General features: G+C 65.4%; 25 protein-coding genes. 18 read left to right on the forward strand and 7 right to left on the reverse strand.

Annotation, left to right across the window (positions count from 1 at the left end; all coding sequences use genetic code 11):
* Positions 1-127: 127 nt before the first annotated feature.
* Positions 128-1,582 (reverse strand): coniferyl aldehyde dehydrogenase, encoded by a 1,455-nt coding sequence (locus tag EEB18_RS00995; protein ID WP_187141493.1) that lies wholly within the window; start codon positions 1,580-1,582, stop codon positions 128-130.
* 156 nt (positions 1,583-1,738) lie between these two features.
* Between EEB18_RS00995 and EEB18_RS01000 the strand changes: the two genes are divergently transcribed.
* From EEB18_RS01000 to EEB18_RS01010, 3 genes are all read left to right on the forward strand, one after another.
* Positions 1,739-2,926 carry an acetyl-CoA C-acyltransferase gene (locus tag EEB18_RS01000; protein WP_187141492.1) on the forward strand — a complete coding sequence of 396 codons (1,188 nt, stop codon included), beginning with the start codon at positions 1,739-1,741 and terminating at the stop codon, positions 2,924-2,926.
* Between the two features lie 191 nt (positions 2,927-3,117).
* Entirely contained in the window at positions 3,118-3,594 is a 477-nt protein-coding gene (locus EEB18_RS01005) for a hypothetical protein (RefSeq protein ID WP_187141491.1), read from the forward strand.
* Between the two features lie 137 nt (positions 3,595-3,731).
* Positions 3,732-4,127, forward strand: a complete 396-nt coding sequence (locus EEB18_RS01010) for a hypothetical protein (RefSeq protein ID WP_187141490.1) — start codon at positions 3,732-3,734, stop codon at positions 4,125-4,127.
* Positions 4,128-4,219: 92 nt separating this feature from the next.
* On the opposite strand, the gene EEB18_RS01015 is transcribed toward EEB18_RS01010, so the two are convergent.
* A complete protein-coding gene (locus EEB18_RS01015) occupies positions 4,220-4,678 on the reverse strand; it encodes an SH3 domain-containing protein (RefSeq protein ID WP_056350584.1) in 459 nt (152 codons plus the stop codon).
* A gap of 125 nt (positions 4,679-4,803) precedes the next feature.
* On the opposite strand from EEB18_RS01015, the gene EEB18_RS01020 reads away from it, so the two are divergent.
* Positions 4,804-5,802, forward strand: a complete 999-nt coding sequence (locus EEB18_RS01020; RefSeq protein ID WP_056350582.1) for a 2-hydroxyacid dehydrogenase — start codon at positions 4,804-4,806, stop codon at positions 5,800-5,802.
* A gap of 116 nt (positions 5,803-5,918) precedes the next feature.
* On the opposite strand, the gene EEB18_RS01025 is transcribed toward EEB18_RS01020, so the two are convergent.
* From EEB18_RS01025 to EEB18_RS01040, 4 genes are all read right to left on the reverse strand, one after another.
* Positions 5,919-6,221 carry a GIY-YIG nuclease family protein gene (locus tag EEB18_RS01025; RefSeq protein WP_187141489.1) on the reverse strand — a complete coding sequence of 101 codons (303 nt, stop codon included), beginning with the start codon at positions 6,219-6,221 and terminating at the stop codon, positions 5,919-5,921.
* Positions 6,222-6,265: 44 nt separating this feature from the next.
* Positions 6,266-7,669 carry an NAD(P)H-dependent flavin oxidoreductase gene (locus tag EEB18_RS01030; protein ID WP_187141488.1) on the reverse strand — a complete coding sequence of 468 codons (1,404 nt, stop codon included), beginning with the start codon at positions 7,667-7,669 and terminating at the stop codon, positions 6,266-6,268.
* Between the two features lie 99 nt (positions 7,670-7,768).
* A complete protein-coding gene (locus EEB18_RS01035; protein WP_262408056.1) occupies positions 7,769-8,881 on the reverse strand; it encodes a glycosyltransferase in 1,113 nt (370 codons plus the stop codon).
* Positions 8,882-8,913: 32 nt separating this feature from the next.
* On the reverse strand, positions 8,914-9,804 hold the full coding sequence (locus tag EEB18_RS01040; RefSeq protein WP_187141511.1) for an alpha/beta fold hydrolase: 891 nt from the start codon (positions 9,802-9,804) through the stop codon (positions 8,914-8,916).
* 221 nt (positions 9,805-10,025) lie between these two features.
* On the opposite strand from EEB18_RS01040, the gene astD reads away from it, so the two are divergent.
* From astD to EEB18_RS01075, 7 genes are all read left to right on the forward strand, one after another.
* Positions 10,026-11,471 (forward strand): succinylglutamate-semialdehyde dehydrogenase, encoded by a 1,446-nt coding sequence (gene astD / locus EEB18_RS01045; protein WP_187141487.1) that lies wholly within the window; start codon positions 10,026-10,028, stop codon positions 11,469-11,471.
* A gap of 171 nt (positions 11,472-11,642) precedes the next feature.
* Positions 11,643-12,431, forward strand: coding sequence for a uroporphyrinogen-III C-methyltransferase (cobA, locus tag EEB18_RS01050; protein WP_187141486.1), 789 nt, complete (start codon positions 11,643-11,645; stop codon positions 12,429-12,431).
* A complete protein-coding gene (locus EEB18_RS01055) occupies positions 12,428-12,724 on the forward strand; it encodes a DUF2849 domain-containing protein (RefSeq protein ID WP_056350575.1) in 297 nt (98 codons plus the stop codon). The genes cobA and EEB18_RS01055 overlap by 4 nt, the downstream gene beginning before the upstream one ends.
* Before the next feature lies 1 nt (position 12,725).
* Complete coding sequence (locus tag EEB18_RS01060) at positions 12,726-14,357, forward strand: nitrite/sulfite reductase (RefSeq protein WP_187141485.1); 1,632 nt, start codon at positions 12,726-12,728, stop codon at positions 14,355-14,357.
* Positions 14,350-14,763, forward strand: a complete 414-nt coding sequence (locus EEB18_RS01065) for a DUF934 domain-containing protein (protein WP_056350571.1) — start codon at positions 14,350-14,352, stop codon at positions 14,761-14,763. The genes EEB18_RS01060 and EEB18_RS01065 overlap by 8 nt, the downstream gene beginning before the upstream one ends.
* The gene (locus EEB18_RS01070) at positions 14,756-15,547 is read left to right on the forward strand and encodes a phosphoadenylyl-sulfate reductase (protein ID WP_187141484.1); all 792 of its coding nucleotides are present in this window, start codon (positions 14,756-14,758) and stop codon (positions 15,545-15,547) included. The genes EEB18_RS01065 and EEB18_RS01070 overlap by 8 nt, the downstream gene beginning before the upstream one ends.
* A gap of 58 nt (positions 15,548-15,605) precedes the next feature.
* Positions 15,606-15,896: a GIY-YIG nuclease family protein gene (locus EEB18_RS01075; protein WP_187141483.1), complete on the forward strand. Its 291-nt coding sequence runs from the start codon at positions 15,606-15,608 to the stop codon at positions 15,894-15,896.
* A gap of 50 nt (positions 15,897-15,946) precedes the next feature.
* Here EEB18_RS01075 and EEB18_RS01080 read toward each other — a convergent pair whose 3' ends face one another.
* A complete protein-coding gene (locus EEB18_RS01080) occupies positions 15,947-17,458 on the reverse strand; it encodes a replicative DNA helicase (RefSeq protein WP_187141482.1) in 1,512 nt (503 codons plus the stop codon).
* A gap of 245 nt (positions 17,459-17,703) precedes the next feature.
* On the opposite strand from EEB18_RS01080, the gene EEB18_RS01085 reads away from it, so the two are divergent.
* The 7 genes from EEB18_RS01085 (at position 17,704) to EEB18_RS01115 (ending at position 22,711) form a co-directional block, all read left to right on the forward strand.
* Positions 17,704-18,201, forward strand: coding sequence for a UPF0262 family protein (locus tag EEB18_RS01085; RefSeq protein WP_187141481.1), 498 nt, complete (start codon positions 17,704-17,706; stop codon positions 18,199-18,201).
* A gap of 2 nt (positions 18,202-18,203) precedes the next feature.
* Positions 18,204-18,965, forward strand: coding sequence for a glycoside hydrolase family 25 protein (locus EEB18_RS01090; protein WP_056350563.1), 762 nt, complete (start codon positions 18,204-18,206; stop codon positions 18,963-18,965).
* Positions 18,962-19,417, forward strand: a complete 456-nt coding sequence (locus tag EEB18_RS01095; protein ID WP_187141480.1) for a cytidine deaminase — start codon at positions 18,962-18,964, stop codon at positions 19,415-19,417. The genes EEB18_RS01090 and EEB18_RS01095 overlap by 4 nt, the downstream gene beginning before the upstream one ends.
* 39 nt (positions 19,418-19,456) lie before the next feature.
* The gene (gene dcd / locus EEB18_RS01100) at positions 19,457-20,011 is read left to right on the forward strand and encodes a dCTP deaminase (protein WP_187141479.1); all 555 of its coding nucleotides are present in this window, start codon (positions 19,457-19,459) and stop codon (positions 20,009-20,011) included.
* Between the two features lie 166 nt (positions 20,012-20,177).
* On the forward strand, positions 20,178-21,902 hold the full coding sequence (locus tag EEB18_RS01105; RefSeq protein ID WP_187141478.1) for a cellulase family glycosylhydrolase: 1,725 nt from the start codon (positions 20,178-20,180) through the stop codon (positions 21,900-21,902).
* A gap of 46 nt (positions 21,903-21,948) precedes the next feature.
* On the forward strand, positions 21,949-22,113 hold the full coding sequence (locus EEB18_RS01110; RefSeq protein WP_187141477.1) for a hypothetical protein: 165 nt from the start codon (positions 21,949-21,951) through the stop codon (positions 22,111-22,113).
* An 85-nt stretch (positions 22,114-22,198) separates the two neighbouring features.
* A complete protein-coding gene (locus tag EEB18_RS01115; RefSeq protein WP_187141476.1) occupies positions 22,199-22,711 on the forward strand; it encodes a DoxX family protein in 513 nt (170 codons plus the stop codon).
* The last annotated feature ends 38 nt before the right edge of the window (positions 22,712-22,749 follow it).

Below are 22,749 nucleotides of genomic sequence, written 5' to 3' on the forward strand. Positions count from 1 at the left end.
CTCTCCTTCACCCGTCATTGCGAGCGAAGCGAAGCAATCTCCAGCTATACCAAACTAGACAAGTTCTGATGGCTGGGGATTGCCGCGTCGCTTCGCTCCTCGCAATGACGAGGAATGATAGTGCGCCCTATTTCTTCAATTCCTTCGCCAAAGTCTTCGCAGTCGCCTTGCCATAGGGCGGCTTAAAACCCGCCAGCCCCGCGACATCGAGCTTCGGTTGGCGGTACACCGCGCGAGCGTGGCTGAAGGTCCGGAAGCCGTCGAGGCCGTGATAATTGCCCATGCCCGACGGACCGACGCCGCCGAACGGCAGATCCTCCATCGCATTGTGGAACAACACGTCGTTGACGGTGACGCCGCCCGAGATGGTGCGGGTGAGGACGCGGTCCTCCTCGCTCTTGTCCTGCCCGAAATAATAGAGGCCGAGCGGGCGGTCGTTGGCGTTCACATAATCGATCGCCTCGTCGATGCTCTTGTAGGTCTTCACCGGCAGGATCGGGCCGAAGATTTCCTCCTGCATCACCTTCATGTCGTCGGTGGGGTTGCGCACGATGTGGAGCGGCATCTTATGGCCGTTGGCGCTGGCGAAATCCTCACCGCCCGGATTGACCTCGATCACCTCGGCGCCCTTTTCGCGCGCGTCGGCGAGGTAACCCTGCAGCCGGTCATAGTTGCGGACATTCACCACCGAGGTGTAATCGTCGTTGGCGAGCATCGTCGGATAGAGTGCCGCGGCGCCCTTCGTGATGCTGTCGATCACCTCGCCCTCCTGATCTTCGGCAACGAGCAGATAGTCGGGGGCGAGGCAGATCTGCCCCGCGTTCATCAGCTTGCCGAGCGCGACACGCTGCCCCGCTTGCTCCTTGTTGGCGCTGCGCCCGATGAAGGTCGGCGACTTGCCGCCGAGTTCGAGCGTCACGGGGACGAGGTTATCGGCGGCGGCGCGCATGATATGCTTGCCGACGCTGGTCGCGCCGGTGAAGATCATATGGTCGAAGGCAAGTTTCGAGAAAGCGACCCCGACGTCGGCGTCGCCGGTGAACACCGCCATCTCGCTCTCGTCGAAATAGTCGGGGACCAGCCGCGCGATGAGCGCCGAGACATTTTCGGTATATTCGGACGGCTTGATCATCGCGCGATTGCCCGCCGCGAGCACGCCCGCCATCGGCACGAACACCATGCCGACCGGAAAATTCCACGGCGCGACGATGCCGACGACGCCCTTGGGCTGATAGACGACCTCGGCCTTCGCGCCGAGCAGCCCGAGCGGAAAGGTGGGCTTGCGCTTTTCGCCCTTCGACCAGGCGGCCATATGCTTTTTCGCATGTTTCAGCGCGCTGACCGAGGGCATGATGTCGGTCATCAGCGTCTGTTCGCGGCTGCGGTGACCGAAATCCTCGCTTACCGCCTTGGCGAACTCCTCGGCATTGTCGACGAGCAACGCGATCGCACGGTCGATGCGATCGGTCCGCACCGCGAGGCTTTCGGGCATAGCGGCGGTGAAGCTCGCCTTTTGCGCGGCCAATACGTCGTGCATCCGCTGCGTTTCGCCGGCGATATCCTGCTTGATGGCGGTGGCCATGACCCGTCTCCCTGATTGATTTGCGCGAGTTCACCATGACGCGCGGCCGGTTGCAAGTTGAAACCGGCCTCCTATGTGGGACCTGCCCCTTTCGCAATTGCAGCAAAGGCGCTAATCGACCGGCCGACATCAATTTCCCCTACGGAGTCTCTCGCCATGACCGCCACCGATCCCGTCGTTTTCCTCTCCTATGCCCGCACCCCGATGGGCGGCATGCAGGGCGCGCTGTCGGACGCGAGCGCGACCGACCTTGGCGCGACTGCGGTCAAGGCGGCGGTCGAGCGCGCCGGCGTCAGTGGCGACGATATCGAGCGCATCTATATGGGCTGCGTGCTGCCCGCCGGGCTCGGTCAGGCGCCGGCGCGGCAGGCCGCGATCAAAGCCGGCCTGCCCAAGTCGGTGCAGGCGACCACCGTCAACAAGGTCTGCGGCTCGGGCATGCAGACGGTGATCATGGGCGCCGAAGCGCTGGCCGCGGGCAGCATCGACCTCGTCGTCGCGGGCGGTATGGAATCGATGACCAACGCGCCGTACCTCCTCAAAAAGCATCGCTCGGGCGCGCGCATCGGGCATGACACCGCCTATGACCATATGTTCCTCGACGGGCTGGAAGACGCCTATGAGGCCGGCCGCGCGATGGGCACCTTTGCGCAGGACACCGCCGACGCCTATCAGCTCAGCCGTCAGGCGCAGGACGAGTATACGCTGGAATCGCTGAGCCGCGCCAAGGCCGCGATCGCCGACGGCGCCTTCGCGAGCGAAATCGCGCCGGTGACGATCGCGACCCGCAAGGGCGACGTGGTCGTCGACACCGATGAAGCGCCGGGCAAGGCGATGCCCGACAAGATCCCGACGTTGAAACCCGCCTTTGCCAAGGACGGCACAATCACCGCCGCGACCAGTTCGTCGATCTCGGACGGCGCCGCCGCAGTGGTGCTGACGCGCCAGTCGGTCGCCGACGCCAAGGGCGCCAAGCCCGTCGCGCGCCTGGTGGCGCACGCCGCGCACGCGCAGGAGCCCAAGGATTTCACCGTCGCCCCGGTCGGTGCGATCAACAAATTGCTGGCCAAGACCGGCTGGAGCATCGGCGACGTCGACCTGTTCGAGGTCAATGAAGCCTTTGCCTGTGTCGCGATGTTCGCGATGCACGACCTGGGCATCCCGCATGAGAAGATCAACGTCCATGGCGGCGCGACCGCGCTCGGCCACCCGATCGGCGCCAGCGGCACGCGCATCATCACCACGCTGATCGCGGCGCTGCAGCGCCACGGCAAGACGCGCGGCATCGCGAGCCTGTGCATCGGCGGCGGCGAAGCGACCGCGGTGGCGATCGAACTGGTCTGAACCGGCTTTTCGACGAAAGTTCCGGGGCGTCGTCGCAAGACGGCGCCCTTTCATCGTTCCGATGCGACAAACTGCGACACTAATGTCCTGAAAATAAACGCCGCATTCCGCGTCCGTTCAAATCGACTCGCCTATTCCAGCATCAGTCATCGGGCAGATCCCCTCCCCCTGACGGAAAAAGGAATGGCACAATGAAGAGCAAATTTCTCACCGCCGGCCTGATCGCCGCGATGATGGTTCCCGCCACCATGCCGGTCGCCGCACAGGCGCAGACCCGCGAAATCCGCAATGATCGCCGCGACGTTCGCGAAGAACGCCAGGAACTGCGCGACGCCCAGCGTCATGGCAATCGCCACGACGTCCGCGAGGAACGCCGGGACTATCGCGGCGCCAAGCAGGACCTGCGCAACAGCAAGCGCGACTGGCGTCAGGACAACCGCTATTCCAACTATCGCGCGCCGTTCAAATATCAGCAGTTTCGCGTCGGTTCGACGCTGCGCTCGAACTATTATGCGCCGAGCTATCGTCCGAGCTGGGATAGCCGCTGGGGCGTGCCGCGGGCCGGTCGCAACCTGACCTATGTCCGCCATTACAACGACCTGTTGCTCGTCAACGAGCGCAATGGCCGGGTCGTGAAGGTCTATCGCAACCACTTCAAGTGGCGCTAAGCGACCTTGATCGCTGAAGAGGGCCGGACGGGAAACCGTCCGGCCCTTTTTCACGGGCGCGACGCCGCTCGCGATTCCCGTTGTTGCACTGGGCGGAAAGGCATAGCCTGCGCCCCGCAACACGGGGAGAATATGTCATGAAGAAGCTTGTCCTGCTCGCCGCGCTCGCCGCGCTGTCGGCCTGTTCGCAAAAGACTGAAGAGAAAAAGGAAACCCCGGCCGCGCCGACCGAAACCGCGGCGCCCGCGCCCGCGACCGACTCGGGAACCGCGCCCGGAACCTATGACGTCAAAATGGCCGACGGCACGACGGCGACGACCACGATCAACGCCGACGGCACCTATGTCGACACCGATGCCAAGGGCAAGCAGGTCAAGGGCCTGTATGCCACGCACGACGGCAAGGATTGCTTCGACCCCGAAGGCGACGCGCCGGGCATGTGCTGGGCGGTGACCAAGCCCGGCGCCGACGGCAGCTTCACCGCGACCGCCGACGATGGCACGGTCGTGACGGTGACGCCGAAGAAGAGCTGAGCGGCGTATCGGATCGGACTTTGGGATGGTCATGAGACCATCCCATCTCCGTTCGTGTCGAGCGAACGTTCCGGATACCCCTCGACCCGCCGTCAATCGCCCCAGATATGATCGGTTTCGATCCAGCCGCGGCGGCCCTTGACGTCGAACTGGCACCAGCCATTGGCGCAGTCGGTGATCCGGCCGACGACGCCCGGTTCGGCGCGATAGACGATCGCCGCCGACACGCTCGCCGCTTCGCGCATCGGGCGGACCTCGCCGGTGACGATTGCGGTACGCGTGCGGCTGAGCAGCCGCGCCGCCATCCAGCCCTGCGTCCCGTCGGGATCCTCGATCTTGCGCCAGGTTTCGAACCGGGCGACGACCCGGACCGGCAAATCCTTGCGCCGATATTCCCAGATGACGGGGACGTCGGGCGATGGCCCCTTGCGCATCCGCGCTTCATCGACGCTGATCGAGGCCCAATAGGGAAGTTCGGGGTCCGATTGTGCCGCGGCCGGGGCGATCACGGCAAAACAGAGTGCAAGCATCAGGACTTTTTGGCTGGTCATCTTCAACCCTTGTTGCAATCGGCGCGTTTTTTCAACCGCTGGCGTCCGCCCGCACGCGCCTTTCCCACAGGGGCAAGACGCGCGCGGGCCTTGACCGTTCCCGCGCCGCGCGCTCTATCGGCGCCATGCCCGATTCTTCCCGTCCCCGGCGCCCGCGCGTCATCGTCACCCGCCAGTTGATGCCGCATGTCGAGGCGCGCATGGCCGAACTGTTCGACGTTGCGCTGTCGGCGCGGGATCAGGCCTTTACCAAGGACGAATTGAAGGCTGCGGTCGCCGATTGCGACGTGCTGGTGCCGACGGTGACCGACGAAATCGATGCCGAGGTGATCGCGGCGGCGGGCGAACGGCTGAAACTGATCGCCAATTTCGGCGCCGGGGTCGACCATATCGACCTGTCGGCGGCGCGCGCCAAGGGCATCATGGTGTCGAACACGCCGGGGGTGTTCACCGAGGACACCGCCGACATGACGATGGCGCTGATCCTCAGCGTCCCGCGCCGGCTGGCCGAGGGCGAAAAGCTGATGCGATCGGGACTGTGGCAGGGCTGGGCGCCGAGCGGCATGCTCGGCCACCGCGTCGGCGGCAAATTGCTCGGAATCATCGGCATGGGGCGGATCGGCCTCGCCGTCGCGCGCCGCGCCCGCGCCTTCGGCCTGTCGATCCATTATCACAACCGCCGCCGCCTGCCCGAAGCGATCGAAGAGGAATTGGGCGCGAGCTACCATGCCAGCGTCGACACGCTGCTGCGGATCAGCGACGTGGTGACGGTCCATTGCCCGCACACGACCGAGACGCACGAACTGGTCAACGCCGCGCGCATCGCATCGATGAAACCGACCGCCTATCTGATCAACACCGCGCGCGGCGAGATCGTCGACGAGAGCGCGCTGGTCGCGGCGCTGAAGACCGGGCGCATCGCAGGTGCGGGACTCGACGTCTATACGCACGAACCCGCGGTCGACCCGGCGCTGCTCACGCTCGACAATGTCGTGCTGCTGCCGCACCTCGGCTCGGCGACGATCGAGGGACGCGAGGCGTCGGGCGAAAAGGTCATCGCGAATATCCGCGCGTGGAGCGACGGGCATCGCCCGCCCGATCAGGTGCTGGAGGGGTGGGCTTAGCGGGATCGCCAAGCTCGGTTCGCTAACGCTCTGGATTGCTTCGCTTCGCTCGCAATGACGGAGTGTTATAAAGCCTCGTCATTGCGAGGAGCGCAGCGACGAAGCAATCCAGAGTGTCATTCGCTGCCGTCGAGAATAGTGGACCACAGATCGCGCCAAAGCGGATTGTCCGCCTCGATCAAGGCCAGCTTCTTCAACCGGCTGCCGCCCTTGATCTGCTTCTCGCGCGCGATGGCGTTCACCATCGTCGCGTGCATTTCGAACCAGACGAGCAGCTTGCAATCATGGCGTTGCGAGAAGCCGGCGATCCCCTCGCGATGCTGCCAGACGCGGCGCACCAGATTGGACGTCACGCCGACATAAACCGTCCCGTTGCGCCGGTTTGCCATCATATAAACCGCTGGCAGACGTTCGCGCATAGCCGCTCTGGATTGCTTCGCTCCGCTCGCAATGACGAAGTGTCTTAGTCCCCCGTCAAAATCCGATCGACGAGCTGCTTCACCGTCGGGGTGAAGTTGTTCGAATAAAAGGGATCGGTCTTGAAGTTGAACGCGGCGTGGCCCGCGAACATCAGATTCTGTTCGGGATCGCCGCCATGCGCGATGTCCTGCAGCGTTTTCTGGATGCAAAAGCTGCGCGGGTCGGCGAGGTAGCCGGTGGTGTAGTCGTCATGGTCCTTCCACGACGAAAAGCCGCAATGCGACAGGCATCCCATGCAGTCGGTCTGGTCCTTGCGGATGGTCGCCTTGTCCTCGGGCGTCACGAACACCACGGTGTTGTCGGGGGTTTTCAACGCATCGGTATAGCCTTCGGCGGCCCAGTCGCGCGCGCGGGCGCGGTCGTGCGGGGTGACCCAGAAATTCTTGCCCTTCACCCCGACGTCGAGCTGGACGATATGGTCGCCCGCTTCCTGCTTCGAGTAAGGGATCTGGCGTTCCGAACGCGCCTCGAGGTCGCGCAAAAAGGGCGTGCGCACCGCGCTGGAATAAAAGCCGGTCGGCGAGAAGCGGTGAAGCAGCACGTCGCCGTCGTCGAGCGTGCGCAGGCGATCCTTCCACGCCTGCGGGATCGGGCTTTCCTCGGTCAGCAGCGGGCGGGTGCCATATTGGAAGACGATCTGGCCAAGCTCGGGATTGTCGATCCAATCCTCCCAATCGCGCAGGTACCAGACGCCGCCGGCCATCACGATCGGCACGCTGTCGGCGATGCCCTCGGCGCGCATCGTTTCGCGCACCGCGGCGACGCGCGGATAGGGATCCTGCGGCACCAGCGGGTCTTCGGCGTTCGACAGGCCGTTGTGGCCGCCGGCGAGCCAGGGATCTTCATAGACCACCGCGCCGAGCAGGTGCGGGACCTTGTGATAGGCGCGCTTCCACAGCGCGCGAAAGGCGCGCGCCGAACTGATGATCGGGAGGTACATGACATTGTGGCGCTCGGCGATTTCGCTGAGCTTGTACGGCATGCCCGCGCCGCAGGTGACACCGGCGATCATGCCCTTGGTGCGTGCCAGCACGCCTTCGAGGATCTGCTGCGCGCCGCCCATTTCCCAGAGCACGTTGATGTTGATCGCGCCCTTGCCGCCCGACACTTCATAAGCGCGTTCGACCTGTGCGACGGCGCCTTCGATGCCGTACTGGATCAGCTCTTCGTGGCGCTCCCTGCGGGTCAGGGCGTTATAGACTTGCGGGACGATCTTGCCCTCGGCGTCATAGCTGTCGGCGTTGACCGCCGACACGGTGCCGATGCCGCCCGCCGCGGCCCAGGCGCCGCTCGACATATGGTTGGTCGCCGACACGCCCTTGCCGCCCTCGACCAGCGGCCAGACTTCGCGGCCACCATAAAGGATGGGCTTCAAACCTTTGAACACAAGAACCTCTTTCTCTCCGCCCGGCTGCGCGTCGCGACCAGGCCTCCTTTGCCGCTTCCGTAAGCGGAAGGCGGCGATGAAAGTCAATGGACGCTGCCCTTAATCCCCGGAGAAGAGGCGGCGGCCTTCCAGCGCACGACCATAGAGGTTTTCATAGGCGGCGACCATGATAGTTTCATCGAAGCGTTCGACCGCGACACGGCGGTTTGCGGCCCCAACCATCGCGCGCAGCGCCGGGTCGTCAGCCAAATCGGCAAGCGCCGCGCGGAATCCCGTTTCGTCATCGGCGATGAAGCGACAATTTTCGGCGGAAACCATTTCGACCACGTCGCCGACAGCCAGACTGGCGACCGGCAGACCCGCCGCCATCGCCTCGATCACCGCGATCGGCGCCTGTTCGCTGAGCGACGACAGCGCGAGCAGGTCGAAATGGCCGATCCAACGCGCCGGCTGCGCCATGAACCCCGGCATGACCAACCGGTCGGCCATGCCGCACGCCGCGGCTTCGGCGCGGATCGCATTGCGCTCGGGCCCCTCGCCGACGATGACGAGGCGGACGTTCGCGGGCAGCGGCGCGACCGCGCGAACGAGGCGCGGCAGGTCCTTGACCTTGCGCAACCCCGCGACGGTGCCGATCACCACCTCGTCGGGGCGGCGTTCGAAGCCGGGGATCGGAACGTCCGGCCCGCCGGCATAGGCGGCGACGTCGATGCCGTTGCGGATCAACTGGGTGCACCGCGCGGCGCCCCATTCGGCGGCAGCGATCCGTTCGAGCAGCCGCGACGGCACGACGAGCGCCTCCGCCGTCGGCAGCGCGAGGCGGCGGAAGGCGTTGCGCTTCCAGTTGCGCCGGGCGGTCTCATCCTCGTTGAAGCCATCCTCGTGATGGATCAACGGCGGCAGTCGGCGACGCGATGCGAACAATCGGTGCGCCATCACCCCGTCCATCGCGCCCCAATTGTAACTGAGCAGCAGGTCGAACCCCGCCATATAGCGTGCCAGCGCCCGATAGCGCGCCAGACCGGGTTTGCCGTGCAGCGCCGGTGCGGCGTCGCCGGGAAATTCGACGGTGATGTCCGGATCGATCGCCGCGCGCGCGCCGAGCGCGTCGGGCACCGCCGACAATATGCTGTGCCGCGCCCGGTCGCCCATCACATTCATCAACCGCGTCGCGCGCGCCTCCTTGCCGCCGAGCGAAAAGCTCGAATGCAAATGCAGGATGCGAACTGGACGCCCGTCGCCGATCACGTCGCGGACAATTCCGCCAGCCAGCCGTCGATCGCGGCGACCGCCTCGGCCTCGTCCATCGTCGGCGCATGGCCGACCCCCGGCACCTCGGCCAGCCGCGCCCGCGGCAGTTCGGCCGCCATCTTCTCGGCCGCGCCGCGCGCGAGGATATCGGACAGTTCGCCGCGCAGCACGAGCAGCGGAATCCCGTCGAGCGCGCGATAGGCGGGCCACAGGTCGATCCCGGCATCGCCGCCGTTCGGCACGCGCAGCGGCGCCGCGATCTGCTTGTCGTAATCGGTGACGATCCGGCCCTCGGCGGTCAGCCGGTGGGTGCGCTTGGTCAGCCGCAACCAGTCGTGGATTTCGTAACCGGGGTAAACCGCGCCGTTGAGTTCGCTCACCGCCCGCGCCGCGTGGATCCACGTCGGCTGGCTGCCGCCGGACCCGATATAGTCGCGAATGCGTTCGAGCCCCGCGAGTTCGAGTTCGGGGCCGACGTCATTGAGGACGGCGCCGACCAGCCGTCCCGGCTGGGTCGCCGCGAGCAGCATCGAGACGAGCCCGCCGAGTGAGGTCCCGACGGTCGCAAAACGATCGACCTTCAGGTCATCGAGCAGCGCGATGACGTCCTGGACATAGGTCAGCGGGACATAGGTCATCGGATCCTTGGCATAGGCGCTCTCGCCCCGGCCGCGAAACTCGACGGCAACGACGCGGCGATATTGCGCCAGATGCGGTGCGAGCTGTTCGAAATCGCGGGCGTTGCGGGCCAGGCCGGGCAGACACAGGATCGGCGGCGCATCCGCCGCGTCGGCGGGGCCGGCATAGACACGCGCGTGCAGCCGCACCCCGTCGAGCGACCACCAATAATGGTCCGACCAGTCGCGGCGCCCGTCACCGCGAATATCCTGCTTGACCGAAATACCGGCTTCCCTTCTTCGCCTGCCGCGCGCCCGCGGATTCGCGCCATCTATCGCCAACCCGGCGCGGCCGCGCAAGCGATGCTTGGTCCTCGGCTTGCCGCCCCAAGTTTTCACCGATAAGAGGTTGGGGCAATGCAGCGACCGCTTCCCGACATCACCCTCGTCCATCCCCGCAAAGACCGCCGGGCGCGGTGCATGACGTCATGACGGCGGAGCTCGTCAGCCACGAACCGGCGACCGGCGACGAAATCTGGCGCCGCGCAATCAGCGACGTCGATCATGAGGTCGAAATCGGCCGCCGCGCCTGGCCCGAATGGGCGGCAAAGCCCCTCACCTTCCGCACCGAAACGCTGCGCCGCTTCGCCGACCGGGTGAAGGCCGAGGCCGAGACGCTGGCGACGTTGATCTCGCGCGAAACCGGCAAGCCGCTCTGGGAAGCGCGCACCGAGGTGGAATCGGTCGCGAACAAGGTCAATATTTCGATCAACGCCTATGCCGAGCGCACCCCGAACCGCCGCATCGAGGGTGCGATGGGGCTGCGCAACGCGGTACGCCACAAACCGCACGGGCTGCTCGCGGTGCTCGGCCCCTATAATTTCCCCGCGCACCTGCCCAACGGCCATATCGTCCCGGCGTTGATCGCGGGCAATTCGATCGTCTTCAAGCCGTCCGAGAAAACGCCCGCGACCGGCGCGATGCTCGTCGACCTGTTCCACAGCGCCGGCGTGCCGAAGGAAGTGCTGCGTCTCGTCATCGGCGGCCCCGACGAGGGCAAGGCGCTCGCCGGCCATGCGGGCATCGACGGACTGTTGTTCACCGGGTCGGCGCGCACCGGGCTCGCACTCAACCGCCAGTTCGCCAACCGCCCCGACAAGATCCTCGCGCTCGAAATGGGCGGCAACAATCCGGTCGTGGTCTGGGACACCCCCGACCTCCACACCGCCGCGATCCTCGTCGTCCAATCGGCCTTCCTCAGCGCCGGGCAGCGTTGCACCAACGCGCGCCGCCTGATCGTCAAGGACAGCATGGCCGAGCGGCTGGTCGAGGAGGTGCGCAAGCTGACCGGGCGGCTGATCGTCGACGAACCCTTCGCCACCCCGCCGCCCTATATGGGGCCGGTGATCGACAATGAGGCCGCCGACGGCCTGACCGAGAGCTTCCTGATCCTGATGTCGAACGGCGGCAAGGTGATCCGCCACATGACCCGCCCGGTGCAGGGCCGCCCCTTCCTCACCCCCGGCATAATCGACGTTACCGACATGCCCGAGCGCCCCGACATCGAATTGTTTGGCCCCCTGCTGCAAGTCGTCCGCGTCGACAGTTTCGAGGCCGCGATCGCCGAAGCGAACAACACCGCCTTCGGCCTGTCGGCGGCGTTGATCGGTGGCTCGCCACAGCTGTACGACCAGTTCTGGGCCAACGCCCGCGCGGGTGTCATCAACTGGAACCGTCCGACCAACGGCGCTTCGTCGGCGGCGCCCTTCGGCGGCGTCGGCCTGTCGGGCAATCATCGCCCGAGCGCTTTTTATGCCGCGGACTATTGCGCCTATCCGGTCGCGAGCAGCGAAAGCGACGCGGTGCGCGCCTCGATCGGCGTCGGGCTGCGCGATCCCGAGGAATCGCAGCTGGTGACCAAGAAATATCTCTGAAAGCGCGTCATTGCGAGCGAAGCGAAGCAATCCAGAGCAGGCGTAAACCGCTCTGGATTGCTTCGCTACGCTCGCAATGACGAAGGGCTGGGAAGCGGGGTCAATTTTACCTTCATCGCCGTCAATAAAGGCTGCTTTGCCAAGCGGGCGGTCGCGGCCCATCTACGCTTTATGGAAAAGACTCCCCCTCCTGTTGGCAAGCTTTGGCTCGTCGGCGCCGGTCCCGGCGATCCCGACCTGCTGACGCTGCGCGCCGCGCGGTTGCTCGAAAGCGCCGACCTGGTCGTCCATGACGGGCTGGTCGGCGACGGAGTGCTCGCGCTGATCCCGCCGCATGTCGAGCGGATCAGCGTCGCCAAGCAGCGCAGCCGCCACACGATGAAGCAGGAACTGATCAACGACCTGCTCGTCCGCGAAACGCTGGCCGGCAAGCAGGTCGTGCGCCTGAAAGGCGGCGATCCGTTCATTTTCGGTCGCGGCGGTGAAGAACTCGATGCAGCGCGCGAAGCCGGCGTCGCCTGCGAAGTCGTGCCAGGCATCACCGCCGCAGCTGGCTGCGCCGCGCAGGCCGGCCTTCCGCTCACCCATCGCGACGATGCGAGCGCGGTCAGCTTCGTCGCGGGCCAGTGCAAGGACCTCAGCGATCAGGACTGGTCGGGACTTGCCGGGCATGGCCGTACCCTCGTCATCTACATGGGCCTCGCGACCGCCAGCGCGATCGCCGACAAGCTGATCGCCGATGGTGTTTCGCCGGGCCTGCCCGTCGCGGTGATCGAGCGCGGCACGACCGCCGACGCACGCGTGCTGCGTACCCTGCTCACCGACCTCGGCGACCTCGTCGTTCGCGAAAAGGTCGCCAGCCCCGCGCTCATCATCGTCGGCAAGGTCGCGGCGCGCGCCGACGCGCTCGACTGCCTCGGCGCGCCCGGCGTCGCCGCTTTAACAGGAAATCTCGCATGAAACTGCTCACGGGCAATGATTTGAAGACCGGGTTCGTTACCTGGTGGACCGGCAGCGACTGGTCGCTGCACATCGAGGACGCCGCCGATGTCGGCGAGCATGGCGAAGCGACCCTCGCCGCCGAGGAAGGCGCCCGCCGCGTCAACGCGCCCTATATCATCAACGGCGAAGCGACCGCCGAAGGCCCGCGCCCTGCGCATATCAAGGACCGCATCCGCGCGCTCGGCCCCACCGTGCGCCCCGACCTGACACTGAAACCCGCCGATCCCGCGGCCGGCGACTGGGTGATCTGACATGTATAAATATGACGAATATGACCATGCGATGGTCGCCGCCCGCGTTGCCGAATTTTCGGATCAGGTGAAGCGCCGCCTGGCGGGGGAAATCACCGAAGACCAGTTCAAGCCGCTGCGCCTGATGAACGGGCTCTATCTCCAGCTTCATGCCTATATGCTGCGCGTCGCGGTGCCTTACGGGACGCTCGACGGGCGCCAGATGCGCATGCTCGCGCATATCGCGCGCAAGTACGACCGCGACTACGGCCATTTCACCACCCGCCAGAATATCCAGTATAACTGGATCAAGCTGGAGGACGCGCCCGCGATTCTCGAAGATCTCGCGTCGGTCGAGATGCATGCAATCCAGACGAGCGGCAATTGCATCCGCAATATCAGCTCGGACCAATGGGCGGGCGCCGCCGCCGACGAGATCACCGATCCGCGGCCCTGGGCCGAGCTGCTCCGCCAATGGTCGAGCTTCCACCCCGAATTCAGCTATTTGCCGCGCAAGTTCAAGATCGCGGTGATCGCGGCCGACGAGGACCGCGCCGCGATGCGCCTGCACGACATCGGCATCCAGATCGTCGAGAAGGACGGGGTCCACGGCGCCGCCTTCTACGTCGGCGGCGGCATGGGCCGCACCCCGATGATCGCGCCGCTGATCAAGGATTTCGTGCCGCTCGACGATATGCTGAGCTATGCCGAGGCCTGCCTGCGCGTGTACAACCGCTACGGCCGCCGCGACAATATCTACAAGGCGCGGATCAAGATCCTGATCCACGAACTGGGCGCCGACGAATATCGCCGTCAGGTCGAGGAAGAGTTCGTCCATGTAAAGGCGCTGGGAATCGACCCGCCGAAGGCCGAGTTCGACCGCATCGCGAAGCAATTCGTGTCGCCACCGCTCGACGCGTCGGCACCCGACGCGATCGACCGCAGCGATCCCGATTTCGCCGTGTGGGTCGACCAGAATGTCGCCGCACACAAGGTGCCGGGCCATGCGATCGTCAACATCAGCCTGAAGCCCGTCGGCGGCATTCCCGGCGACGCATCGTCGGCGCAGATCGACCTGATGGCCGACCTGGCCGAACAATATAGCCATGACGAACTGCGCGTGACGCACGCGCAGAACATCGTGCTGCCGCACGTCCGCAAGGCCGATCTGTACGCGATCTGGCAGGCGCTCGACGCCGCAGGGCTGGCGACGCCGAACCTCGACCTGATCAGCGACATCATCGCCTGCCCCGGGCTCGATTATTGCAGCCTGGCCAATGCGCGCTCGATTCCGGTCGCGCAGAAGATCGCGACGCGCTTTTCGGACCTTGGCCGTCAGAAGGAACTCGGCGAGCTCAAGCTTAAGATTTCGGGCTGCATCAACGCCTGTGGCCACCACCATGCCGGGCACATCGGCATCCTGGGGGTCGACCGCAAGGGCACCGAAAATTACCAGTTGTCGCTCGGCGGATCGGGCGCGGAGGACGTCAGCCTCGGCACGATTACCGGCCCCGGTTTCGATGAGGACGGCATCGTCGACGCCGTCGAACGCGTCACCGACAAATATCTGGCCGAACGGGCCGAAGGCGAGCGCTTCGTCGACACCTATCGCCGTATCGGCATGGCCCCGTTCAAGGAGGCGATCTATGGTTGAGCATGTGCACGCCGACGGCGAAGAACCCGCCGTCACCCTCGACGCCTTTCTGTCGCAGTCGAACGCGACCGCGGTGCGCCTCGAACCCGACGAGGATGCGCGCGCGCTGATCCCCCATCTCGACCGGCTCGCGCTGATCGAGGTCGCCTTCCCGAAATTCCGCGACGGCCGCGGCTATTCGTCGGCGCGCATCCTGCGCGAGGCGGGCTATGTCGGCGAACTGCGCGCGCAGGGCGACGTGCTGGTCGACCAGATCGCCTATATGAAGCGCTGCGGTTTCGACAGCTTCGCCGCCGAAAAAGACCTCAACCCCGCCGATGTCGAAGCGGCGCTGGCGCGCTGGCCCGAACATTATCAGGGCGCCGCCGACGGCGCGGTGCCGATCTGGAAGCTGAGGCATGGCTGAAGTGAGGAATTCTCCGGACGACCGCTCCCGCGACCGGATCGACGTGGCGCCGCGTTTCACGCAGGCCGACGTCATTCGCCTGAACAACCTGTTCCGCGGCCAGGACGCCGCCGAGGTGGTGACCAGCGTGATCGGGGCCGGACTGCTCGGCGAAACCGCGATCGTGTCGAGCTTCGGCGCCGAAAGCGCGGTGCTGCTCCACCTCGTGAGCCGCGCCGCGCCCGACATGCCGGTGCTGTTCCTCGACACCGGCAAGCATTTCCCCGAAACGCTGGCGTACCGCGACGAACTCGCGGCGCGGCTGGGCCTCAATATCGTCAACCTGACCCCGGATGCCGCGGACCTGACGGCGAAGGACGCGACCGAATTGCGCTGGTCCTACGACCCCGACGGTTGCTGCGAAATCCGCAAGGTCAAGCCGCTCGAAAAGGCGATGACCAATTTCGACGCCTCGATCACCGGGCGCAAGGGGTTCCAGTCCTCGACGCGCACCGGCCTGCCGCGATTCGAACTCGATGGGTCGACCGGCCGCCTGAAGTTCAACCCGCTCGCCAACTGGACGCGCGCCGACCTCGACGCCTATTTCGAAGCGCACGACCTGCCACGCCACCCGCTCGAAGCCGAGGGCTATCCGTCGATCGGCTGCTCGCCCTGCACGTCGAAGGTCCTGCCGGGCGAAGACCCGCGCTCGGGCCGCTGGCGCGGCTGGGACAAGACCGAATGCGGCATCCACGAAGTGGTGTCGCCGATCGACGACGATCCGGCGAACGACCCGGCGTTCTAGAATCTCGTCATCCCAGCGAAAGCTGGGATCGCTGGCGTCCTGATGCTAGCCTGCCGGCATGAGCAAGCGCGGCTGGGTATATATCATGACCAACAAGCCAGCCGGCGTTCTATACATCGGCGTAACCGCCGACCTGCCGGCTCGCATCTACCAGCATAAAACGGGGCAGGGCTCGGCCTTTTGCCGCAAATATGGACTGACGCGATTGGTGCTGGTCGAGGAGTTTTCGACCATTGGCGAAGCGATCGCGCGCGAAAAAGCGATGAAAGCATGGCAACGCCAGTGGAAAATCGAGCTGATTGAAGCGAGCAATGCCGACTGGTCCGATTTGTCGGTCGCGATGATTTGAGAACGCCAGCGATCCCAGCTTTCGCTGGGATGACGGCGGTTTAGTGGCCCTCACTCATAATCGTCATACGCCATGCCGTCGTCGGCCAGGTCGCTGAACTTGGTCGTCTTCGCCTCGAAGTGCATGCGGATCTTGCCGGTCGAACCGTGACGCGATTTGGCGACGATCACTTCGGCGAGGCCGAAGACGCGCTCCATTTCCGCCGCCCATTCCTCATGCTGAGCATGGATTTTGACGTCGTCGCCCTCGACCGGGCGCTTGGGTTCCTTCGCGGCGACATAATAATCCTCGCGGAACACGAAGAGCACCATGTCGGCGTCCTGTTCGATCGAGCCCGATTCGCGAAGGTCGGACAGCTGCGGGCGCTTGTCCTCGCGGCTTTCGACCTGACGGCTGAGCTGCGACAGCGCCATCACGGGAACATGAAGTTCCTTCGCCAAGGTTTTGAGACCGCGCGAAATTTCCGAAATTTCCTGGACGCGATTGTCGCCGCTTTTCGACGATCCCTGCAACAGCTGCAGATAGTCGACGATGATGAAACCGATGCCGTGGCGGCGCTGCAGGCGGCGCGCGCGGGTGCGCAGGCCGGCGATGGTCAGGCCGGGCGTGTCGTCGATGAACAGCGGCAGCGTCTGCAGCGTCTGCGCCGCGCGGCTGAGCTGCTGGAACTGGTCCTTACTGATCTTGCCCATGCGCAGCGCCTCGCCCGACACCCCCGACTGCTCGGCGAGCACGCGCGTCGCGAGCTGGTCGGCGGACATTTCGAGGCTGAAGAAGGCCACTTTCGCGCCCATATTCTTCTCGGGCGGAATGCCGTCCTCCTCGTCGCGGCGAAAGCGTTCGGCGGCGTTATAGGCGATGTTGGTGGCGAGCGAGGTCTTGCCCATGCCCGGACGCCCCGCGAGGATCATCAGATCGCTGTTGTGCATGCCGCCGATCTTGGCGTTCATGCTGCCGATGCCGGTGGTGATCCCTGACAGATGGCCGCCCGAATTGAGCGCGCGTTCGGCCGCCTGCAGTGCGACGAGGCTCGCCTGGCTGAAGCTCTTGACCGTTCCCATCTCGGCCTCGCCGCCCGCGACGCGGTAGAGCGCGGTTTCGGCTTCCTCGATCTGCGACTGCGGGTCGACGCGCTCGCTGGTGTCGAGCGCATTGTCGACGAGCACGCGGCCGACGCCGACGAGTTCGCGCAGCAGCGCGAGGTCGAAAATCTGCCGTGCGAAGTCGCGCGCGCCGATCAGCCCGGCGCCGCTGCCGGTGAGCTGCGCCAGATAGCCGGGACCACCGACCGCCTTCATCGCCTCGTCGGCCTCGAAAAAGGGCTTCAGCGTCACCGGGGTCGCGATGCTGTTGCGCTCGATCAGCGCCATCGTGTGCTGGAAGATGCGCCCGTGCAGCGGCTCGAAGAAATGGTCGGGGGTCAGCGCGACGGGCAAGTCCTCGACGACTCGGTTGTCGATCAGGATCGCACCCAGAAACGCGGCCTCGGCCTCGATATTGCGCGGCAATTGGCGGTCGTCCCCGGCGGGGGACGGGGTGGGAAACAAGGCTAACTCTGGCATGACGTCACCATGCTACCGACACGCGGCGGGCGCAACCGGTCTTGCTTTGCACTTCGACAGAGCTGTGGGGCGCCTTGGGGATAAGTCTGGAAACCCCCTCCCGCTTGTGTCGAGCGAAGTCGAGACGCGTGAAGGCACGCGCTCCTTATGGGTGTCTCGACTTCGCTCGACACGAACGGGGATGTGGAGCGCATGGCGGATGTCCTCTTGCCCTTCATGCCCGGCCAAGTAGAAGCACCGACAGCATGACCGACGCCGACCCTTCCCGACAGCGCATCATCTCGATCGACCTCGACGAAGGCTCGATCGTCTGGCGCAACGCCGATGTCGAGCAGGAGCGGCGCGTCGCGATCTTCGACCTGATCGAGGACAATAAGTTCGTGCCCCAGCGCGGCCACGCCGACGGCTATGCCGGCCCGTACCGGCTGACCCTGCGCGTCGAGGAAGGCCGGCTGATCTTCGAAATCGCACGCGAGGACCATTCGCCGCTCGAGGCGATCATATTGGGCCTCGGGCGTTTTCGCCGCCCGATCCGCGACTATTTCGCCATTTGCGATTCATACTATCAGGCGATCAAGACCTCGACCGCGCAGCAGATCGAGACCGTCGACATGGCGCGGCGCGGGCTGCATAATGAGGCCGCCGAAATGCTGATGGACCGGCTCGACGGCAAGATCGCGGTCGATTTCGACACCGCGCGGCGGCTGTTCACGCTGATCTGCGTGCTGCATATCAAGGGCTGACGATGGCGACGAGGGCGATCAAGAGCGGCGGGAAAGGTCCGGCCAGGCCGAAGCGCGACTGGCGCGGCGCGCTGCTGCGCCTGCTGAAGCGCACCGGCGCGGCGCTGCTGCTGATCCTGCTCGGCGTCGGCCTCGCCTTGTGGTGGGCCGCGCGCTGGGCGCCGGCGCGCGATCAATATCCCTGGCAGGGGGTGACGATCGACGCATCGAACGGTTCGGTCCAATGGGGGTCGATCAAGGCCGCGGGCGCCGATTTCGCCTATATCGCCGCGACCGGCGGCGCCGACCGCGCCGACCCGATGTTTGCGCGCAACATCAAGGGCGCGGCGGCGGCGGGGGTCCAGTTCGGTCCGATCCACCGCTACGACCTCTGCCGCCTCGCCACCGATCAGGCGGCGAATTTCATCCGCCATGTCCCGCGCCGCGCCGACGCGCTGCCCGCGGCGGTATGGCTCGACTATGACGACCGCTGCCCCGATCGGCCGACCCGCGCGCTGCTGCTGAGCGAACTCGCCACCTTCCTCGCGCAGATCGAGGCGCATATGGGCAAGCCGAGCCTCGTCGCGCCCAGTCCGGCGTTCGAGGCCGATTACCGCGTCACCAGCGGCATCGCGCGGACCGCCTGGCTGCGCCGCGACTTCTTCGCGCCCGATTATGGCGCGCACCCCTGGGCGATGTGGCAGGCGAACGACTATATGCGCATTGCGGGCGCCGACGGCACCGTCGGCTGGAACGTCGTGCGCCCCGACGGAGATATCCAATGAGCGACGAGACGGTCGAGGCGCTGATCGATGCGGCGCGCGATGCCGCGAGCCGGGCCTATGCGCCCTATTCGGGCTTTCATGTCGGCGCCGCGCTGCTGCTCAAGGACGGCAGCCTGGTGACCGGTGCCAATGTCGAAAATGCCAGCTATGGCCTGACGCTCTGCGCCGAAACCTCGGCGATCGCCAAGATCGCCAACGAAGGCTGGATCGGCGAGCTCGTCGCGGTCGCGATCATCGGCGGGCGGCCCGATGGCGACGCGCTGCTCGGCAGCGATCCGGTGCATCCGTGCGGACGCTGCCGCCAGATCCTGAACGAGGCCGCCGAACAGTCGCAGACCGACATCGCCGTCCATTGCGCGTCGGGCGACGGTTCGACGGTCGCGAGCTACAGGCTCAGCGAATTGCTACCGCACAGTTTCGGACCCAAGGATCTCGGCTTCGTTCGCGACTGACCGCTTGCGCGAATCCGCCCGCGCCGACATGACGGCGGCATGGCCATTCTTTCCGACCGCTGGATTCGCGAAGCCGCCCAAACGCAGGGCATGATCGAACCGTTCGTCGAGGCGCAGCGCCGCGACGGGTGCATCAGTTACGGCCTCTCGTCCTATGGCTATGACGCGCGCGTCGCGCCCGAATTCAAGATCTTCACCAATGTCGACAGCACGATCGTCGACCCCAAGAATTTCGACCCCAAGAATTTCGTCGACCGCGAAACCGACGTCTGCATCATCCCGCCGAACAGTTTTGCCTTGGCGCGCACGGTCGAATATTTCCGCATCCCGCGCGACGTGCTGGTGATCTGCCTCGGCAAGTCGACCTATGCGCGCTGCGGCATCATCGTCAACGTCACCCCGCTCGAACCCGGCTGGGAAGGCCATGTGACGCTGGAATTTTCGAACACCACCCCCCTGCCCGCCAAAATCTATGCCAATGAGGGCGCGTGCCAGTTCCTGTTTCTGCAGGGCAACGAGCCGTGCGAGATCAGCTACGCCGACCGCGCGGGCAAATATATGGGGCAAAAGGGCGTCACGCTGCCGAAGCTTTAACCAGCATCGTCCTTGCGAGGAGCCGAAGGCGAAGCGGCAATCCAGAGTCGCGGTAACCGCCCTGGATTGCTTCGCTTCGCTCGCAATGACGGGGTTTAGAAACCGATCATTGCCCTCTCATCAAAATTTGATAACGTTCCCATAAATCATAAACGGGGATGCCATCATGAAATTCGGGTCGGTCGCATTGGCGCTTGCCGCGCTGTTTTCCTCCACCTCGGTCCATGCCGGGGGTTATCTGAAGGTCGAGGGCACGCAGATCGTCGATGGCAGCGGCGAGCCCGTCATCCTGCGCGGCATGGGGCTCGGCGGCTGGATGCTGCAGGAGGGCTATATGCTCAAGCTCGGCGAGGTCGGGCAGCAGCACCGGATCCGCGCCAAGCTCGTCGAACTGGTCGGCGAGGAGCGGACGGCGGAATTCTACCGAGCGTGGCTCGACAACCATACGACCGAGCCCGACATCGCGCAAATGGCGACATGGGGCTTCAACTCGGTGCGCCTGCCGATCCATTTCGACCAGTTGACCCTGCCGGTGGACAAGGAACCGCAGGCCGGGGTCGATACCTGGCACGAGGAGGGCTTCCAGCGCATCGACCGCCTGCTCGCATGGAGCAAGGCGAACCGCATTTACCTGATCCTCGACCTCCACGCCGCGCCCGGCGGGCAAGGCAATGACCTTGCGATTTCCGACCGCGATCCGGCGAAGCCTTCGCTGTGGGAGAGCGAAGAGAACCAGCGCAAGACAGTCGCGCTGTGGACCAAACTCGCGGCGCGCTATGCCGGCGAGCCATGGATCGGCGGCTATGACCTGATCAACGAGCCGAACTGGAGCTTCGCAACGCCGGGCAAGGGCAATGGCTGCGACGAGACCGAAAACAGGGCGGTGTGGGACCTGCAGCAGCGGATCACCGCCGCGATCCGCGGCGTCGACCAGAAGCATATCGTGATCGTCGAGGGCAATTGCTGGGGGAACAACTACAAGGGCCTGCCCGCGGCATGGGACGCCAATTTGGTGCTGAGCTTCCACAAATATTGGAACAACAACGACGGGGCGAGCATCGCCGACATCGTCAAGCTGCGTCAGAGCTATGGCAGGCCGGTGTGGCTCGGCGAGTCGGGCGAGAACAGCAATGTCTGGTTTCGCGACGCGATCCGCCTCGTCGAGGGCGAAGGCATTGGCTGGAATTTCTGGCCGCTCAAGAAGATCGGCTTCAACCAGCCGCTCGAGATCGTCGCCGGCGACGGCTGGATGAAGATCACTGCCTGGGCGACCGGCAAGGGGCCGAAACCCGGCGCCGACGAGGCCTTTGCCGCGATGATGCGGCTGGCCGAAAACACGCGCTTCGAAAACAATATCGCGCATCCCGATGTCATCGACGCGATGATCCGCCAGCCGCACGATGCCAGCGCAAGGCCCTTCACCGCGCGGCGGCTGGACGGTGCGCCGCTCACCATCCGCGCGGTCGATTATGACCTGGGTCCGGCAGGCGTTGCCTATCGCGACAGCGTCGATGCCAATTATCATGTGGCGACCGGCGGCGAACGCACCCCCTGGAACAATGGCACAACCTATCGCAACGACGGCGTGGACATCGCGCGCGACGCCGACGGCAGCCCCTATGTCGGCGACTTCGTCACCGGCGAATGGATGCGCTACAGCCTCGACGCGGCCGCCGCCGGACGCCGCAGCGTGATGATCCGCGCGCGCTCGGCCAAGGGCGGTACGGTCATGCTGGGCGACCGCGAGATCGCGGTCCCGGCGGGGCGGGACTGGGCGACGATCGCCTTGCCCGATATCGCACTACAACCCGGCAGCCATGCCCTCGGCCTGCGCGCCACCGCTTGTGACGACTGCGAAATCAACGATTTGACGCTGACGCCCCTTCCTTGACCATAAAAGTCCGATCCCGCATATTCGCCCGGTTCTGGAGGGGTTCATGACAATGATCGATCACAATGCTCACAATGCCGACGAGGCGAACCGCGACCGCAAGCATTGGTCGGTGCCGCGCCTGCGCAGCATCGTGCCCGCGCGCCGCACCCGAGGGGGAAGCGGAGAGCGGAACGGCGATGTCGACGACATCATCTACGACCTGAGCTGAGCCTCCCGCCCTCGCGGCGGAACCTCCCCGCCTCCCGCGCGTCCTGTCTGCACAAGCGGACGGGGCGCTGAGTGGAGGATGACCCATGTCCATGATCGCCGTCTTTATCGGCCGCCTGTTCATTGCCGTGATTTTCGTGGTGTCGGGGATCAACAAACTGATCCACGTCGCCGATACCAACGCCATGATTTCGGCCGCAGGCCTGCCCGGCGGGCTCGCGATCCCGACCGGCCTGTTCGAACTGATCGCGGGCGTGTGCATCGCGCTCGGCATCGCGACGCGGCTGGTTTCGATCCTGCTCGCGGGTTTCGTGCTGCTCACCATCCTCTTTTTCCACCGCGAATTCACCGATCCGATGCAGGCGATGGCGGCAATGAAGAATCTGGCGATCGCGGGCGGGCTGCTCTGCCTGTTCGGTTATGGCCATACGCGTTGGAGCTATGACGCGCTGCGCCAGCGCCGCCGCGACGAACTCGCGCGCCACAATGCCGAAGCGCGCCTGACCGAAGCCGAATTGCGCGCCGCGCGCGCCGAGGGCCGCGCCGAAGCCGTCGGCGCCCCGGTGGTCGTGGAGAAGCGCCCGTTCTGGCGGCGCTGACCCGCTTCGCGCTTGGCAAGGCGGTCGGCCTGCGCTAG

The sequence above is a fragment of the Sphingopyxis sp. OPL5 genome, assembly GCF_003797775.2.
Taxonomy (GTDB): Bacteria; Pseudomonadota; Alphaproteobacteria; order Sphingomonadales; family Sphingomonadaceae; genus Sphingopyxis.